This window comes from Streptomyces sp. C1-1 (genome assembly GCF_050214755.1).
In the GTDB taxonomy this organism is placed as follows: Bacteria; Actinomycetota; Actinomycetes; order Streptomycetales; family Streptomycetaceae; genus Streptomyces.
Genome location: NZ_CP189827.1, coordinates 74,546 through 87,333 on the forward strand (window position 1 = coordinate 74,546; position 12,788 = coordinate 87,333).

13 protein-coding genes are annotated in these 12,788 nt (G+C 70.7%); 6 read left to right on the forward strand and 7 right to left on the reverse strand.

Translation table 11 applies throughout. The features are described from left to right. Positions 1 to 5: 5 nt before the first annotated feature. Positions 6 to 1,304, reverse strand: a complete 1,299-nt coding sequence (locus tag ACQF4J_RS46690) for an aromatic ring-hydroxylating dioxygenase subunit alpha (RefSeq protein WP_120049489.1) — start codon at positions 1,302 to 1,304, stop codon at positions 6 to 8. 457 nt (positions 1,305 to 1,761) lie between these two features. Between ACQF4J_RS46690 and ACQF4J_RS46695 the strand changes: the two genes are divergently transcribed. From ACQF4J_RS46695 to ACQF4J_RS46715, 5 genes are read left to right on the forward strand one after another with little or no spacing between them, the layout of a single operon-like run. After that, positions 1,762 to 3,423, forward strand: a complete 1,662-nt coding sequence (locus tag ACQF4J_RS46695) for a GMC family oxidoreductase (RefSeq protein WP_427168740.1) — start codon at positions 1,762 to 1,764, stop codon at positions 3,421 to 3,423. Continuing rightward, positions 3,420 to 3,911, forward strand: coding sequence for a GlcG/HbpS family heme-binding protein (locus tag ACQF4J_RS46700; RefSeq protein ID WP_427168742.1), 492 nt, complete (start codon positions 3,420 to 3,422; stop codon positions 3,909 to 3,911). Before ACQF4J_RS46695 ends, ACQF4J_RS46700 begins: the two co-directional genes overlap by 4 nt. Next, positions 3,908 to 4,984 (forward strand): amidohydrolase family protein, encoded by a 1,077-nt coding sequence (locus tag ACQF4J_RS46705; protein ID WP_427168743.1) that lies wholly within the window; start codon positions 3,908 to 3,910, stop codon positions 4,982 to 4,984. The genes ACQF4J_RS46700 and ACQF4J_RS46705 overlap by 4 nt, the downstream gene beginning before the upstream one ends. Further along, entirely contained in the window at positions 4,981 to 5,379 is a 399-nt protein-coding gene (locus ACQF4J_RS46710; RefSeq protein ID WP_427168744.1) for a metal-sulfur cluster assembly factor, read from the forward strand. The genes ACQF4J_RS46705 and ACQF4J_RS46710 overlap by 4 nt, the downstream gene beginning before the upstream one ends. Then, positions 5,369 to 6,379 carry an alpha/beta hydrolase fold domain-containing protein gene (locus tag ACQF4J_RS46715; RefSeq protein ID WP_427168745.1) on the forward strand — a complete coding sequence of 337 codons (1,011 nt, stop codon included), beginning with the start codon at positions 5,369 to 5,371 and terminating at the stop codon, positions 6,377 to 6,379. Before ACQF4J_RS46710 ends, ACQF4J_RS46715 begins: the two co-directional genes overlap by 11 nt. A gap of 316 nt (positions 6,380 to 6,695) precedes the next feature. Here the strand turns inward: ACQF4J_RS46715 and ACQF4J_RS46720 are convergent, their stop codons facing one another. The 3 genes from ACQF4J_RS46720 to ACQF4J_RS46730 all read right to left on the reverse strand — a co-directional run bounded on the left by ACQF4J_RS46720 (position 6,696) and on the right by ACQF4J_RS46730 (position 8,934). Further along, positions 6,696 to 7,730 carry an SMP-30/gluconolactonase/LRE family protein gene (locus tag ACQF4J_RS46720; RefSeq protein ID WP_246090762.1) on the reverse strand — a complete coding sequence of 345 codons (1,035 nt, stop codon included), beginning with the start codon at positions 7,728 to 7,730 and terminating at the stop codon, positions 6,696 to 6,698. Positions 7,731 to 7,821: 91 nt separating this feature from the next. After that, positions 7,822 to 8,262 carry a DUF6069 family protein gene (locus tag ACQF4J_RS46725; RefSeq protein ID WP_120049495.1) on the reverse strand — a complete coding sequence of 147 codons (441 nt, stop codon included), beginning with the start codon at positions 8,260 to 8,262 and terminating at the stop codon, positions 7,822 to 7,824. Between the two features lie 63 nt (positions 8,263 to 8,325). Further along, complete coding sequence (locus ACQF4J_RS46730; protein ID WP_427168746.1) at positions 8,326 to 8,934, reverse strand: NAD(P)-dependent oxidoreductase; 609 nt, start codon at positions 8,932 to 8,934, stop codon at positions 8,326 to 8,328. Between the two features lie 147 nt (positions 8,935 to 9,081). Here ACQF4J_RS46730 and ACQF4J_RS46735 point away from each other — a divergent pair, with 147 nt between their 5' ends. Continuing rightward, entirely contained in the window at positions 9,082 to 9,591 is a 510-nt protein-coding gene (locus ACQF4J_RS46735; RefSeq protein WP_120054163.1) for a MarR family winged helix-turn-helix transcriptional regulator, read from the forward strand. 236 nt (positions 9,592 to 9,827) lie between these two features. Here ACQF4J_RS46735 and ACQF4J_RS46740 read toward each other — a convergent pair whose 3' ends face one another. The 3 genes from ACQF4J_RS46740 to ACQF4J_RS46750 all read right to left on the reverse strand — a co-directional run bounded on the left by ACQF4J_RS46740 (position 9,828) and on the right by ACQF4J_RS46750 (position 12,472). After that, a complete protein-coding gene (locus ACQF4J_RS46740) occupies positions 9,828 to 10,589 on the reverse strand; it encodes an aldolase/citrate lyase family protein (RefSeq protein WP_427168747.1) in 762 nt (253 codons plus the stop codon). Between the two features lie 95 nt (positions 10,590 to 10,684). Next, positions 10,685 to 11,467 carry a fumarylacetoacetate hydrolase family protein gene (locus ACQF4J_RS46745; RefSeq protein WP_427168748.1) on the reverse strand — a complete coding sequence of 261 codons (783 nt, stop codon included), beginning with the start codon at positions 11,465 to 11,467 and terminating at the stop codon, positions 10,685 to 10,687. Between the two features lie 84 nt (positions 11,468 to 11,551). Next, the gene (locus tag ACQF4J_RS46750; RefSeq protein ID WP_120049499.1) at positions 11,552 to 12,472 is read right to left on the reverse strand and encodes a dioxygenase; all 921 of its coding nucleotides are present in this window, start codon (positions 12,470 to 12,472) and stop codon (positions 11,552 to 11,554) included. Positions 12,473 to 12,788 lie beyond the last annotated feature (316 nt).

Genomic DNA, 12,788 nt, shown 5'->3' on the forward strand with positions numbered 1-12,788 from the left:
TTTGGTCACGCCCCCGCTGCCGTGGGCGCGGCCGCCCGGTCGGTCTCCGCGGGTGCCTGGGGCCGGGTGACGAGGCCGGCCTCCACGTGGCGGACCGGCTCGCCGGGGGTGGCGACGCCGAGCGGGGTGCGTCCGGCCTCGACGTCGTCGATCATCGTGCGCAGCAGGCGCCGGAGCATGACGACGCCCTTGTCGGACGGAGCCAGGGTCTCCTCGGAGTGCTGGGTGATGGGGCCCTGCGACCACTGGGCCTCGTAGTCGCCGGGGAAGCGCTGCTTCTCCTCCTCGCTCAGCAGCCAGCCGTCCTTGCCGTTCTGCTTGATGCCGAACATGAAGGACGTGGCCCGCTCGGGGTCGGCGGAGCGGACGGAGAAGACCAGCCGGTGGTGGGTGTCGTCGGCCGGGACCACCCAGATCAGCATGTCGCAGCGCACGTCGGGGGTCGAGCGGATGAAGTCGGGCAGGGCGATGATGTTGGGCAGCATGCACTCCACGGACCACTCCAGGTCCACGCTCGCGCCGTCGGCGCCCAGGTCGTCCTGGTAGCGCCAGATGTACTTCACGCCGTTGCCGGTGCGGTGGTAGGTGGTGCGCTCGGCGGCCGTGGAGGGGTCGTAGTAGTGCTCGGGGAAGCCGGTCGTGCCGGTGCCCTGGAACTGGAACCCGCTGTGGTTGGAGTGCAGCCACGCCGCGTGCACGGGGTCGACGGCGTTCTCGAACAGCTGGAGCCAGTTGTAGTCCTGCTCCAGACCGATCACCTCGGCGCCGGGCACCGCCCAGCTGGTGTGATAGCTCTCGCCCTCGCCCAGGGGTTCGAGGCTGTCGTAGCGCGGCAGCGGGGGCTTGAGCTCGGGCGGGCCCATGTAGACGAAGACCAGGCCGTAGGCCTCCTCCACCGGGTACCAGGGCTGGCGGGCGAGGTCGCGGCGGCGGCCGCCGTCGAGTTCGCAGGCCTGTTCCAGGCAGTGGCCCTGCACGTCGAACTTCCAGCCGTGGTAGCAGCAGCGGATGCCGTCCTCCTCGATGCGGCCGTAGAAAAGGCTGCTGCCCCGGTGTGCGCACCGCTCGAAGACGACACCAGCGCGGCCCTGGCCGTCCCTGAAGACGATCAGGTTCTCGCCCAGCATGCGGACACGGTGGGGAACGTCGCTGGTCAGGGCGGTGGAGCTGGCGATCGGCTGCCAGTGACGGCGCAGCGCCTCACCCATCGGCGTGCCGGGGCCGACCTCGGTCAGACGGGCGTCGTGCGAGGAGGGCTTGCGCCCGTAGCCGGTTCCCGTGTCGGTCACGGTCGTGTCGGTCATGTGGATCCATCTCCTCGGCGTTGAGGCAGCGGGGACGCTTGTATGAGGGCTTTCGAGGGCTCGGACAACCCGCGGTCGAGGCCGTTTCGTACGGTCGCGAGGCGTCGTCCCAGGTGCGTGCGGCGGCTCTTGCGGCACGCTCGGACGGGCGCGGCGAGCGGTTGGCGCCCAGGGGGCGTTCATGCCGTTGTACGGGCCTGATGAAAAACTGTCAATGGCCCTGACCTCGTTTGATGAATTACTTGCAGACCTCTGTCGGATCGCCGGACGCCTTGTTACGGTGGTGCGGCACCGAGGTGACGAGCCGCTCGCGGACCGAGCCAGCGCCTCGGGCCCACACCTGAGAACGTGCCGAGCCGGCGACCGCCTCCCCCGCGATTTTCCGCAGCTCCTTAAGCGTGCGTTCGTCCAGAGCCGAAGGAGACGAGATGTCCCGACCCCCCACAGGAGCCTCCGCATGAGCGCCGGGCACGGCACCGAGTACGACTACGTCGTCGTCGGCGCGGGGACGGCCGGGTGCGTCCTCGCCGCGCGCCTGTCCGCGGACCCCGGGACACGGGTACTGCTGATCGAGGCCGGCCCGTCCGCGGATCGCGGCCTGCTGGTGCGGCTGCCCCTCGGGGTCGGGCTGCTGTCGAAACGCAAGGACATCAGCTGGGGTTACGAGTCGGAGCCCGAGCCGGGCCTGAACGGCCGGCGGATCCCCGTCCCGCGCGGCCGGCTGGTCGGCGGCACCGGATCGATCAACGGCTCGACCCATGTCCGCGCACACCGCCTCGACTACGACGACTGGGTCAAGTCCGGTGCGACCGGCTGGGGCTGGGACGACCTGCTGCCGTACTTCCGCCGCTCGGAGAGCAGCTGGCGCGGGGAGACCGAGCACCACGGCGGGTACGGGCCCGTCACCGTGTCGACCACTGTCCGGCGCGGTCCTTTCGGCCGGCGTCTGGACAGCGCCGCCCGCTCGCTCGGCATCGAGTTCCCCGACGACACCCAGAGCGGGGATCCCACCGGAGCCGGGCAGAACGAGACCGCCATCCGCCGCGGCCGCCGCCACAGCACCGCCGCCGCCTACCTGCGCCCCGTCCTGCGGCAGCGGCCGAACCTCACCCTGCTCACCGGAGTGCTGGTGGACAAGGTCCTCCTGGAGCGAGGGCGTGCGAGCGGTGTCCGCGTCGTCAAGGGCGGACGCAGTCGGGTGATCCGCGCCGCCCGTGAGGTGGTGCTGTGCGCCGGCACCTACAACTCACCGCAACTGCTGATGCGTTCGGGCATCGGTCCGGCGGACCAGCTGCGCGGGCTGGGTGTCGATACGGCGCTGGACCTTCCCGGGGTCGGGGCCAACCTGCAGGACCACCCGGCAGCGCCCGTGCTGTTCGACGTCAAGGACCCGGTGACCTTCCACGAGCACCTGCGTGCCGACCGGGCGGTCCTGGGCGCGGTCCGCTGGCTGCTGGCCGGGAGCGGCCCGCTGGCCGGAATGCCCGAGTTCCTGTCCGCCTACGTCCGCACCCGTCCCGACCTCGACCGTCCCGACGGGTTCCTCGGCATCCTGGGCGGTGGCTTCGACGCCCGGCCCTGGTTCCCCGGCATACGGCCGCTGAAGAACCGTCACTGCGTGGCCCTCAACGCCGTCGCGACCCCCCGCAGCCGCGGCGAGGTACGGCTGGGCTCCGCCGACCCGGCCGCCCCGCCGCGGATCACGTTCAACCTGCTCACCGAGCCGGAGGACGTCGCCGCGCTGCGGGAGACCGTGCGCACCACGCTGGCCGTCCTGCGCAGCCCCGAGGTCGCCCCGATGATCCGGGCGGAGCTCGCGCCGGGCCCCGACGTGCGCACCGACCAGGACTTCGAGCGCTACTTCCGGGAGACCGGCTACTCCGCCAACCACGCCTGCGGCACGTGCGCCATCGGCACCTCCGAGGCGGCCGTCGTCGACCCCGAGCTGCGGGTGCGCGGCGTCGACGGACTGCGCGTCGTCGACGCGTCGGTGCTGCCGAGCGTGCCCGGCGCGAACATCAACGCCACTGTCATCGCCGTCGCCGAGAAGGCGTCGGACCTGATCCGGGGAATCCCGGCGGCCTCCGGCGCCGCGCTTCAGGAGAGGAGCGCGGGATGAGGGAAGCCCTGTCGTACACCGTCGCTCACGGGGCGGCCGAGGCCGCGCTGGAGGCGGCCCGGGCCGAGGGCGCGCGCGTCTGCGTGGCGGTCGTCAACCGCAGCGGCGTCATCAAGGTGCTGCTCAGCGACGACGGAGTGGGGCGCATCGGGATCGAGACCGCGCGCCGCAAGGCCTACACCGCCGCCGTCACCGGCCTGCCGACCTCGAAGTTCGCCGCTCTCGCCGCGTCCCCCGCGATGGCGCACGCGCCCGTGCACCTGGTCGACGCCGAGCTCCTGCCGGTGCCGGGCGGTGTGCCCATCACCGTGGACGACGGCGAGGTCATCGGCGCCGTCGGCGTCGGCGGTGCCGACGCCGAGACCGACGAGCGACTCGCCTCCCGCGCCCTGGAGGGCCTGGGGGACCTGCTCGACCGAGCGGCCGTGCTCCCCGCTGCACCCGCAACTCCCGGGATGTCCCCGGCACGTGAAGGAGAACGACCGTGATCGATGACTTCCTCGTCGTCGAGGGCGTGGCCCACAACTACAATTTCCGGCCCGAGAACTGCGTCAACCCGCACATCGGGGCGGCCATCGGGGAGCACCTTTACGGCCTGCACAAGCGGGTCAGCGGCCCCGCGTACACCCTGGAGCGCTCCACCTACATGCGGGGGGCGGGCGCGGACATCATCGGCCGGGCCCTGCTCGCGGAGAGCCAGACCGATGTGATCGCGTACCACGAGACGCCTATCTACGGCCACTTCCGGGACGGGGGCTCGGCGCTGGGCGTCGGGCTGGAGATGCGCGAGAAGTGGCCCGAGCGCGTGCTGATCTACGGCGCGGTGTCCCCGCTGCGCCCCGGCGCCCTGGACCGGGTGGACGAGCTGGTGGAGAAGCACCGGGTCAACGCGCTCAAGCTCTATCCGATCGATGTCGTCGAGGGCCGGGTGACCGCGCTGGACATGGGTGACCCGGAGATCTGTTTCCCGCTGTTCGAGCGGGCCCGGCAGCACGGTCTGAAGGTCGTGGCCATCCACAAGGCGCTCCCGGTGGGGCCGGGGCCGACCTCCGCTCTCGGGATGGGTGACGTCGAGGCAGCCGCGCTGGCCTTCCCGGACCTCACCTTCGAGGTCGTCCACGGCGGCATGGCCTTCGTCGAGGAGACGGCCCTTCAGCTGGAGTCCTTCCGCAACGTATGGGTCAACCTGGAGGCCACGTCCTTCATGGCGGTCTACGCACCTGGCCGCTTCGCCCAGGCGTTGGGCGCCTTCCTGCAGGCCGGTGCCGCCGAGCGGATCATCTGGGCGACCGGCTGCGACGCGGTCCACCCCCGGCCGGCGATCGAGGCGTTCTGGAACTTCGAGATGCCCCGTGACCTGATCGAGGAGTACGGGCTGCCCGACCTCACCAACGAGATCAAGGCCGACATCCTCGGCCGCAACTTCCTGCGGATGCACGGCATCGACGAGAACGACCTCCGCGAGCGCATCCGCGGCGACGAGTTCGACACCACCGAACTCAAAGAGCCCTGGGGCGGACGGGTCGCCCCGGCCGACGACGCCCTGGCCGGTGCCCGATGACGGTCACGGAAGCCCAGGTCCGCGCGGCACTCAACGAGATACTCGATCCGTGCAGCATCACCGCGGGAGTCCCCGCCGGCCTCGACGACATGGGACTCGTCGGTGATATTCACGTGCAGGATGATGGCACCGGCGGTCAGCGCGTCGCGGTCACCGTCGGCGTGACCGAGCCGAGCTGTGTGCTCATCGGCTCCTTCGCGGCCGAGGCTCAGGTCCGGCTCACGGCTCTGACCGGTGTGTCCGCGGTGGACGTGCGGCTTGCGGACGACTTCGACTGGACCCCGGAGAAGCTCGCACCGCACTACCGGCAACGGCTCGACGAACACCGTGAATACAAGCGCCGTACCCTCCCCCTCCTCGCCGTGACCAGGACAGGACGAGCCGGTGACCAGTGAGACCCCGCAGCAGTCGCTCGCCCTTGACCTGACGGCCGTGTCGGCGAACAACGCCGCTGTCATGGGCCGCTTCATGGAAGGGCTCAGCCGGGCACCGCTCCCGCCCGAGAGGGTCGACCCGACTCCCGTCCGGGTGGTGCGCGACATCGCATACGGCTCGGCACCGGGCGCGGACCTGCGGATGGATCTGTATCTCCCGCCGTCCACGACGGCCCCCACTCCCCTGATCGTGTGGCTGGCGGGCGGCGGCTGGCGCCACCAACGCCGGGGTTACGGGCCCCGCTTGTCCCGGCTCTTCGCCGAACGCGGATACGCCATGGCGGACATCGAGTACCGCTCCTCCGAGGCCGCCCTCTGGCCTGCGCAACTGCACGACGTCCAGGCCGCGTTGCGCCATCTGCGCGACCTCTCGGACACGCACGGCCTGGACCCGGCGTCGGTCGGTCTGTGGGGCAGTTCGTCCGGTGCCCACCTCGCGCTGCTCGCGGCTTTCGCCACCGAAGCCGACGGCTCCCCCGCGGCGTCCGGCGTAGGCGCGGTGGTGGCGGGCTATCCCCCGACCGACCTGCTCCGTCTCGATGAGGACGCGCTACCCGGCGGGATGCTGGGCGTGGACGCCTCCGATCCGGCCTGGGGTCTGCTGGGTGGCCCTCCCTCGGACAGGGCCGCCGCCGCGGTCGAGGCCAGCCCGGCCCGGCAGGTCCACGCGCGGGTGCCACCCGTGCTCCTGCTGCACGGCGACGCCGACCTCCTCATCGGCCCGGCACAGAGCCGCCGCCTCCACAACGCCCTGGCCGCCGCGGGCGCCGAGTCCCACCTGCTGCTGGTGCACGGCGCCGACCACGGCCTGCTCAACACCGGCGGCTGGGAACTGAACCCCATGACGGCCACCCTGCTCTCCTCCCGCACTGCGGACACCGAGCACTCCGTGCGGCTGACCCCCGCGCTGATCGAGCGCTTCTTCGACCGCCATCTGCGAACCGATCCCTGGAACGCCTGATACACCAGCTGCGCTACTACGGCATCGGCAGCGCCCTGTCCCGGCTCGCGCCGACCGCCGCCGGAATCTCCGGGGGCCGTCACGTGTGGGAGTACCCGGAAAGTCCGGCGCAGCAGCGGAGACCTTCGTGAAGCGGTGCCCCTGCCGGGCCGATTCATCGCAGCCTTCCCGTTCCGGACCGGCCAGAGGGCGCGCGACAGGCCCGCCGGCCGGGTGACTTCGGAGGGTCTCACCTCGGCGGCGGATGACAGCGGTGACGGCGTCCACCGAGTTGACAGTGAACGCCGTCACTAACACGCCGCCAGCGGTGGCGTGTTCAGGCGGCCGGACCGCAGTTCAGGGCGGCGGGGTTGATCGTTCCGCGCTGCACTTTCGCGTCGTGGGGCTCGGCGAAACCGGCGTCGGTGATGTAGATCCGGTCTCCGCGTAGCGCGATGGAGGTGGGTGAGGCGAGGCCGTCCGAGGCGGTCAGGACGGTTTCCTTGGTCCCGTCGGGATGGACGACCGCGACCTGGTTGAGGCCGTTCTGTGCGGCGAACACCACGTCGGAGCGGTCGTTGAGGAAGGTGAAGTCGTCGACGCTGGTGAGGCCGCTGGTCACGGTGTGGATGCGGCCGGGGGCGCCGGCGGCGGTGACCGGGATCCGCAGCAGAGTGCCGTGCGCGCTGTTGGAGACCCAGACGGCGCCCCGGTGGAAGCGGAGCCCGTTCGCGCCGAACGGAACGGACGGGTCGGGCGCAAGGGCGGGATCGGTCAGCCAGGCGGTCGCCTTCCCGCCGGAGGCCGGGACGGCCCATACGGTGCCCTTGCTGCTGTCGGCCACGTACAGGGTGCGCCCGGCGGGGTCGAGGGCCAGGCCGTTGGCGAGTCCGTCGGTGGGCAGGGCGGCTATGCGGCGCGGGGTGCCACCCGGGGGCAGCTTCCACACACCGGCCCGGGAGTCGTCGTCAGAGGCGACGTTGTAGTAGGTGGTGCCGTCGCGACCGCGCGTGATGCCGCTGAACGCGTCGCCCGGTTGCCCGGCCACGAGCACCGTGCTGTGCCCGGACGGGTCGATCCGCAACAGTGCCGGGCGCTCGCCCGCCGCGGTGTGCCCGCCCAGCGTGGAGACGGTCAGCGAGTTGTCCGGGCCGACAGTGATGTTCTCCGGGGATTCGCCGGCGGTGAAGTCCAGTGCGGCGAGCGTTCTCACGTCGGTGACGACCGGCTTGGAGGACGCCTGTTGTGTCGCCGCGGAGGCATACGGTGCCGAGGCGAGGACGGCCGCCGCGGCGATCACCGCCACACGCGTGGAGCGCTTCTTCAGGTGGGTTGCGGCGGAGGCCGTGGTGGAGTTTTCCATGGAGGTCATCGCACTTTTCTCGAAAGGGTGCAGCTGCGGCTGCGCGGAAAGTGGGACATGAAGGGGTGAAGCCGCGCCCGTCCGGGCGGGACGCATGAGGTCAGTCCTGGGCGGCGGGGAGAGGGAGAAGGGGGTGGTACGCGGGGACGGCGACGGCGGCGACCACGACGTGCATGACCATCAGGGCGACGACGGCACCCCAACTGGTGCCGGGCCTGCTGTCGGAGACGCCGACCATGATGTCCGGGATCAGGCTGAGGATGACGACGACGACCACGAGGATGCGCAGCAGCCGGGAGGGGCGTGCCGAGCGGGCGCGGACGATCGCCCAGCCGACGGCGCCGGCCAGGACGCCGATGACGGTGAGGGGCGCGTAGGCGGAGAGCTGCAGGGGTTGGAAATCGTGGGAGGCACCCGCAGCGTGGGCTATCGCGGCGACGATGGCGTTGAGGGCGACGGCGACGACAGCGGTGCCGATCAGGCCGCCGGCGACGACGAGGCCGCCGGGGCGGGCCGGGCGGGTAGCGAGCTGTCCACTCATGATGTTTCTCCGGATCGGGTGAGGGCGGTGCAGGGCGTGGGTCGGTTCAGGCTGCGGCTGTGGTCAGCCGGCGATGACGACAGAGCGGCGGCTGGTGGTGGGGTTGGTGAGGGCGGTGAGCATCCAGGCGGCGACGTCGGCGCGGCTGATGGTGTCGGCCATGCGCAAGGTGGCCGACTCGGACAGTTGCTCGGTGGTGCCGGTGGCGGGGCCGTTGGTGAGGCGGACTGCATGGACGAGCGTGTAGTCGAGATCGCTGGCGCGCAGCGAGTCCTCCGCGGCGGCCTTGTCCTTGACCATGGCGGCCATGGCGGTGCCGGCCATGAGCTTGGCGGGTGCACTCAGACGCTCGCGCAGCACGGCGAATGAGGACAGCTCCACGAACCGGCTGACACCGGTGGTGGCGGCACCGGAGATGACGGCCCGCGTGGCGTCGGTGATGACGGTTCCGCCGGTGGCGCCGAGCGTGCTGATCACCGCGCCGACGCCCGTCATGGCCTGCGTGACGTCACCGGGGTCGGTGGCCTGACCGGCGACGACGTCGAGGCCGGGCCGCGCATTCAGCTTGCCGGGTGAGCGGACGAGCGCCCGCACGGTGTGGCCCGCGGCCAGTGCCTGGTCGACGACGAGGCGTCCGGTAGCACCGGTGGCGCCGAGTACGAGCAGCTTCACAGAGGGACTCCTCAAGGTTGCGACGCTGCTCGGAACCCCGGGCAGTCACTTCAAGATTTAAGTCAAAAGTAGCGGCAATGACTTCAACCTTCAAGTGATCGCGGGGCGGGTTCACTTCAAGCATGAAGCGTCGGTACAGTGGAGGGCATGACGAACACCCCGGCCGACGAGGCGCCCCGCTGGCTTGACGAGGAGGAGCGTCGCGCCTGGCTCGGCCTGGTCGGCATCATGCGACGCCTGGAACAGGCACTCGACACGCAACTGCGCGGCGAAGGGCTGACGCACTTCGAGTACGGGGTGATGGCGGCGCTGTCGGAGTCTCCGCAGCGTGAACTGCGCATGAGCGCGCTCGCCGCGTACGCCGAGGGCTCCCTCTCCCGTCTGTCCCAGGTCGTGGCACGCCTCGAACGCAAGGGCTACGTCCACCGCCGCCCCGATCCGGCCGACGGCCGCTACACCCTGGCCACCCTGACCGACGAGGGGTACGCCAAGATCGTCAGCGCTGCTCCGGGCCACGTGGCGGAAGTGCGCCGGCTGGTGTTCGACCCCTTGACCAAAGCGCAGGTCAGGCAGCTCGGCCACATCGGCCAGCGCATCCTGCACACCATCGCCCCCGACCACGGCGACGGCGTCCACCGCACAGACCCCTCACGCTGACCGGACGTTCATCCACAGACGGCGGCCGCCCAGGAAATCCTGCACGCCGACCCATGACCCCGGGTCATCGAGCAGTCGGGCATCCAGCGCGAAGGCACCCGCGAGACCTCGTGAACATCGGGCCCTGGACGGCACGTCCCAGGCATCCCAGGACGGGGCACGCTCCGCGGAACGCTCCGCCCGGACGGCCAGCCGTTCTCCGTCACGCGCATGCGCCCCAGGCGCGACGCGGCACTTCACACCAGATCCTGGTTCGCGGCGACCGGCGCAGCTGTCGCCGTGACCTGTTGTGTGAAACTCCGGGCGACGGCGTCGGCACCGCGCGCCAGCAGGCCTACGTCCACACCGACGGCGGTGAACGTGGCCCCGAGGTCGATGCACCGGCGCGCGAACGTGGGGTCGGTCGTCAGCACGCCGGCCGGTCTGCGAGCCGCACGTACCCGCCCGATCGCCTCCTCCACCGCCGAGATGACCGCCGGAGCGTTCAGGTCCCCGGGGTGGCCGAGGCTGGCGGCCAGGTCGCCGGGGCCGATGAAGATGCCGTCCACGCCGTCGACGGACGCGATCTGCTCGATCTCTCTCAGAGCGTGGTGCGACTCGACCTGGACGAGCACGCACAGTTCGCTGTGGGCGCGCGTGGCGTAGTCCTTGACCCGGCCGAACCGGGTGGCCCTGGTCAAGCCGGCCACGCCACGGACGCCCGCGGGGGCGTAACGGGTGGCGGCGACCGCGGCGCGCGCTTCCTCGGCCGACTCCACCTGGGGAATCAGCAACGACTGCGCGCCGACGTCCAGGAGCCGCTTGATCAGGACGGGATCGTTGACCGCAGGACGCACCACGGGTGAGCAGGGGTAGGGGGCGACCGCCTGGAGCTGTGCGAGCACGGTCGCGACATCGGCGTGCGAGTGTTCGGTGTCGAGAAGCAGCCAGTCGAAGCCGGCACCGGCGACGATCTCGGCCGGGTAGGCATCGGCCAGCGAGCACCACAGGCCGATCATCTGCTCGCCTCGGGCAAGCCCCGCTTTGAATACGTTCGGCGGCAGGGGCCACTGGCCCGGTGCGGGCCGCGACGTGCCGATCGGGTGGTGCACGGTCACCGGAACGACACCCCGATCGAGCCCAACGGGCCGAAGTCGGCGTGGATGACGGTGTTCGCTTCGACCGGGACGGGCCGGGTGAACGAGCCCGACAGCAACAGCTGACCGGCTTGGAGGTGCTCGCCGACCGCGGCGAGCTTGTTCCCGAGCCAGGCGATGCCTGCCGCCGGGTGTCCCATGACGGCGGCCGAGACGCCGGACTCCTCGATCACCCCGTTCTTCGCCAACGTCGCGGCCACCCAGCGCACATCGACGTCCATCGGGCGCACAACCCGGCCGCCGACGACCATCGCCGCGGCGGCGGCGTTGTCCGCGATGGTGTCGGTGATCGCGCGGGGCACCTCGGTGCGGTAGTCGATGACCTCCAGTGCGGGAACGACGTACTCCGTCGCCCGCAGGACGTCGTGGACGCGCAGGTTCGGCCCGTGCAGGTCGGCGCCGAGCACGAACGCCAGCTCGACCTCCAGTCGGGGCTTCATGTAGCGGCTCGCGTCGAGACAGGCGCCGTCGTTGACGAGCATGTCGTCGGTGAGAAAGCCGTAGTCGGGCTCCGTCATCTGCGAGGCCATCTGCATGGCGCGGGACGTCAGTCCGATCTTGTGCCCGACGAGCCGTGCACCGGCCGCCACCTGCTCCGCCGCCCAGAGCTGCTGGATGGCGTAGGCGTCGGCGATCTCCAGATCGGGGTAAGTCCGGCTGAGCTGGGTGATCGGCTGACGCTCACCGTCTGCCCGCATGAGAGCAACTGCGGCCGCGCGACGTTCTGCTTCGGTGATCAACGGGGTTCCTCTCGGGGTACGGAGTGCAGTCGCACGGCGTACGGCGGCACAGCGCCGCCCCCGCCCGGCGACGGCGCAGTCGGGTCACACGTCGTCCGGCGTGGTGCCGCGCTTGCCCGACACGGGCGGGGTCGGCAGCCATGCCTCACCCGGCTCGACGACGAAAGTGAACTCGAGGCTGTACCAGGGCTCGGTCACGTCAGTGCCGGGCGCTGGCTCGTTCTCGTGGCGCACGTACGTGCCGACCAGGCTCTGTACGACGCCGAACTGCGCGTCGGTCTCCAGGATCGGGTCGTCGTGGCTGTAGAGCTGGGACGCGATCGTCTTGTAACCGGGCTTGTGGATCAGCGCATGGAGATGCGCCGGCCGGAAGGGATGGCGTTCCAGCGCGGTCAGGAGATCTCCCACCGGCCCGTCGATCGGTATCGGATAACCGGAAGGCTTGATACTGCGGAAGGCGAACACGCCTTCCTCATCGCTGAAGAACTTGCCGCGCAGGTTCCACTCGGCCTGCCCGGGATCCTGGTTCTCATAGAGACCTGCCGGTGACGCGTGCCAGACGTCGACTTCCGCGCCGGCGACCGGCGTTCCATCGGTGTCGACGATCCGGCCGGTGAAGAACAGCGGCGGCCCCTCGGTCGGCGAGCGGACGATCGACTCGCCGTTCTTCATCACCGGGCTGCCCTGGCGCCAGAACGGACCGAGCAGGTTCGCCGAGGTCGGCTCGTCCTCGCTGCCGTTGTTCATCAGGGCGACCAGCGTCGACAGGCCCAGCGAGCCCGCCATCAGCCTCACCTCGTTGTGGCTGGGCGTGGTGAGTTGGCCAAGCCTGGTCACGATGTTGATGGAGGTGTCGAACTCCTTCTCCGTCAGCCGCACTTCGCGAGCGAAATCGTGCAGGTGGCGCACCAGTGCCTGGACGATCTCCTTGACTCGCGGGTCGCCGGCCCGCTCCGTCTCGGCAAGTACCGCGGCAGTGAGCTGCTCTTCGTCCTGGATGATCACGTCGGCATCCCCTTGAGACGGTCGGCCGCTGACCCGTGGCCGACACTGCGACGCAAGTATCGGAAGGCCGTTCGGCCCGCACAACGACAGTGTTCATCCAGTGAACAATGAGGAGCCGCAGCCCGAATGAACTCCGGACACACGTTCGGACAGGCCAAAGGGATCGGTCTCTTCGAGGAGGTCGATGTCGCCGGCCGTCGCTCATTCCGCCCTTTCGCGCTTCACGCTGTCTGCCCGCTCCGCCGTCGCTAGGGGGTCGTCCGGCGGCCCCACGGCGCGGCGTCCGTACCCCTGCGGGCCGGTGGAGAAGCGGAAG

Bases quoted from the DNA above. Each gene is read 5' to 3' on its own strand.
- ACQF4J_RS46725 (WP_120049495.1), bottom strand. From the start codon at position 8,262: ATGAGTGGACAGCTCGCTACCCGCCCGGCCCGCCCCGGCGGCCTCGTC.
- ACQF4J_RS46720 (WP_246090762.1), bottom strand. From the start codon at position 7,730: ATGACCTCCATGGAAAACTCCACCACGGCCTCCGCCGCAACCCACCTG.
- ACQF4J_RS46700 (WP_427168742.1), top strand. From the start codon at position 3,420: ATGAGGGAAGCCCTGTCGTACACCGTCGCTCACGGGGCGGCCGAGGCC.
- ACQF4J_RS46695 (WP_427168740.1), top strand. From the start codon at position 1,762: ATGAGCGCCGGGCACGGCACCGAGTACGACTACGTCGTCGTCGGCGCG.
- ACQF4J_RS46735 (WP_120054163.1), top strand. From the start codon at position 9,082: ATGACGAACACCCCGGCCGACGAGGCGCCCCGCTGGCTTGACGAGGAG.
- ACQF4J_RS46710 (WP_427168744.1), top strand. From the start codon at position 4,981: ATGACGGTCACGGAAGCCCAGGTCCGCGCGGCACTCAACGAGATACTC.
- ACQF4J_RS46690 (WP_120049489.1), bottom strand. From the start codon at position 1,304: ATGACCGACACGACCGTGACCGACACGGGAACCGGCTACGGGCGCAAG.
- ACQF4J_RS46740 (WP_427168747.1), bottom strand. From the start codon at position 10,589: ATGATCGGCCTGTGGTGCTCGCTGGCCGATGCCTACCCGGCCGAGATC.